Raw genomic sequence first — 2,733 nt, forward strand, 5'->3', positions numbered from 1 at the left:
GTCCGCCCGCCGCAGGAGTTGTCGGGCAGGCGAGCGGACGGACGGCGCAAGCGCGGGCCGTCGTCTGTACGAGGGGGAGCCGACGACCCGGCCGGCCTCTCTTTCGAGGCAGTTCAGTCAAGCGGGCGGATACCGGGAGCAACAGAGTGCACACCGGCTGGAGTTGGGTATTCCGATCACACCCCGTGTGAAGGCGGTTGCCCTAGGCTGGCGCCACCGAGCCAACGGAGGGCCTCCATGCAGCCCAACACCCTGCTCGACGCGATCCTCGACGAGGCCGGGATCTCCCATGCCGGCCTGGCCGCCCATGTGAACCAGGCGGGGAAGGCCCGCGGACTCGCGCTGCGCTACGAACACACGGCCGTCGCCCGCTGGTTGAAGGGCCAGCGCCCGCGCGGCCAGGTCCCCGATCTCATCTGCGAGGTCCTCGCGGGACGTCTCCAGCGGCACGTCACGCTGGACGACATCGGCCTCGGCATCCCCGGTGAGCCCGCCTCGGCGCACGGGTCGAGCCTGTCCGGCTTCGTGGAGCGGGCCACCGCCCTGTGGCGCTCCGACGAGCAGCAGCGCCGGCACGTCCTCGACGCCCCGGCCGTCACGGGGACCCCGGCCGTGATGCCGGTCTGGGAGTGGGAGAACCCGCCGGAGGACAACGACGTGTCCCGCGGCGGCCGGCACCCGGTCAGCCAGGCCGACATCGACATGATGCGCTCGGCGCGCACCCACTACGAGCAGATGTACCGCAAGGCGGGCGGCATCGCGACCCGCACGCGCATCGTCGGCTTCCTCAACACGGAGGCGGCGCCGCTGCTGCGCGGCCGCTACACCGACGCGACGGGCCGTCAGCTGCACCGGGCCACCGGCGGGCTCGTCGCCATCGCCGGGATCTGCGCCTACGACTCGGACGCGCACGGGCTCGCCCAGCGCTACTTCCACCAGGCGCTGCGGCTCGCGAAGGCCAGCGGGGACCGGGGGCTCGGCGCGTACGTGATAGCGCTGCTCGTCAATCAGGCGCTGCACATGCGCGAGCACCGCCAGGCCGTCGCGTTCGCGGAGGCCGCGCTGCGGGCCGCCGGGCGGCACATCACCCCGGCGCTCGCCTCGGACCTGTACGCGATGCAGGCCAAGGCGTACGCGCACATCGGCGACGGCACGAGCGCCCTGGAGTGCATCCGGCGTGCCGAGTCCGCCGCCGACCGTATCCGGCGGGGCCACGAACCGGACGAGACGGGCTACGTGCAGCCCGGGTTCGTCAACGTCCAGGTCGCCGAGGCGCTGCTCCGCCTCGGGGACTGTGCGGGGGCCAAGGAGCACGCGCAGGAGGCCGTCCACACCCCGGCGCACGACCGCGGCCGGGTGCACCGGCTCGCGGTGCTCAGCCAGATCCAGCTGCGTCAGGGCAACGCGGAACAGGCTGTGGCCACCGCGGTCGAGATGGCCGAGCGGGCCCGCGGGATGGAGTCGCAGCGGCTGCGCGACAGACTCCGGGCGGTCCGCGAGCACCTGGTGCGCAGCGGATGTGCCGGCACGGCCGAGGCGGCCGAGCTCATCGACGGAGCGCTGCGCGTGCCGCTCTGAGCCCCCTCTGATTCCTTCTGGTCCCTTTCGAGAGGCGCTCGTTCACGCCCCTGCTGCGATATTGCCATCAACTCGGCGGAAGGTGGCAGAACCGTGCAGTGGACGAAACAGAACGAACAAACTGTGTACGAAAACAGGTGGTTCAGCGTCAATCTGGCAGATGTCGAACTCCCTGACGGCCAGCACCTCGACCACTTCCTCATCCGGCTGCGCCCCGTGGCCGTGGCCACCGTGGTGAACGAGGCCAACGAGGTGCTCCTGCTGTGGCGGCACCGCTTCATCACCGACAGCTGGGGCTGGGAGCTGGCGGCTGGCGTCGTCGAGGACGGCGAGGACATCGCGTACGCGGCCGCGCGGGAACTGGAGGAGGAGACCGGCTGGCGACCGGGACCGCTGCGGCACCTGATGAGTGTCGAGCCGTCCAACGGCCTCACGGACGCCCGGCACCACATCTACTGGACCGACGAAGGGACGTACATCGGCCACCCCCAGGACGACTTCGAGTCGGACCGCAGGGAATGGGTCCCGCTCAAGCTCGTCCCCGACATGATCGCCCGGGGTGAGGTCCCGGCCGCCAACATGGCGGCCGCCTTACTCCTGCTCCACCACATGCGCCTGTGAGGACGGGCCTCGCCCCGGTGTCAGCGGCCCAGCAGCTGCCAGACCGCGACGGCGAGGGCGCCGACGGCGGCCAGCGCGGCCACCGCGGGCAGTGGCCAGCGGGTGTGCTCGAGCGCGGTGACGCGCGCGCTCAGCTCGTCCTGGTCCTTGGCCGTCTCGTCGTCGCGGTGGGCCAGCAGGGCCAGCCGGCCGTCGATGCGGGTCAGCCCGACCTCGAAGACGCGGCGTAACTCTGCGAGTTCCTCGGGGACCACGGGACGCTCCGGGTCGGTGGTCACGGGTCCGCTCCTTTCCGTAGCCGTCACTTCCTTGTCGTGCGCATCTTTGGTGCGCACGGGAAGTCAACTCGCCTGGTGGGCGCGGCGGGAGCGTGTGCGGAGGGCATATGCGGGTCACGCGCGCGTGCCCCGTGCGAACGCGACCGGGCCCCGGGGGGGGACAAAACCCCCGCCCCCCGCGCGCCCCCCGGGTGGTTGCCCCCCGGGGGGGCGGGGCGGGGGGGCGCCGCCACCCACCATTCCGCCGAACAGGGCG

At 72.2% G+C, this 2,733-nt stretch carries 3 protein-coding genes; 2 read left to right on the top strand and 1 reads right to left on the bottom strand.

Going from position 1 to position 2,733, the window contains the following annotated elements; all coding sequences use genetic code 11:
• Nucleotides 1-237 precede the first annotated feature (237 nt).
• Nucleotides 238-1,578 carry a transcriptional regulator gene (locus tag ACFW9D_RS21670; protein WP_188339934.1) on the top strand — a complete coding sequence of 447 codons (1,341 nt, stop codon included), beginning with the start codon at nt 238-240 and terminating at the stop codon, nt 1,576-1,578.
• Between the two features lie 93 nt (nt 1,579-1,671).
• Nucleotides 1,672-2,199 (top strand): NUDIX hydrolase, encoded by a 528-nt coding sequence (locus ACFW9D_RS21675; protein ID WP_188339935.1) that lies wholly within the window; start codon nt 1,672-1,674, stop codon nt 2,197-2,199.
• A gap of 20 nt (nt 2,200-2,219) precedes the next feature.
• On the opposite strand, the gene ACFW9D_RS21680 is transcribed toward ACFW9D_RS21675, so the two are convergent.
• Nucleotides 2,220-2,477 (bottom strand): hypothetical protein, encoded by a 258-nt coding sequence (locus ACFW9D_RS21680; RefSeq protein WP_188339936.1) that lies wholly within the window; start codon nt 2,475-2,477, stop codon nt 2,220-2,222.
• Nucleotides 2,478-2,733 lie beyond the last annotated feature (256 nt).

Origin of the sequence: Streptomyces sp. NPDC059524 (genome assembly GCF_042749255.1) — a bacterium.
Taxonomy (GTDB): Bacteria; Actinomycetota; Actinomycetes; order Streptomycetales; family Streptomycetaceae; genus Streptomyces; species Streptomyces xanthii.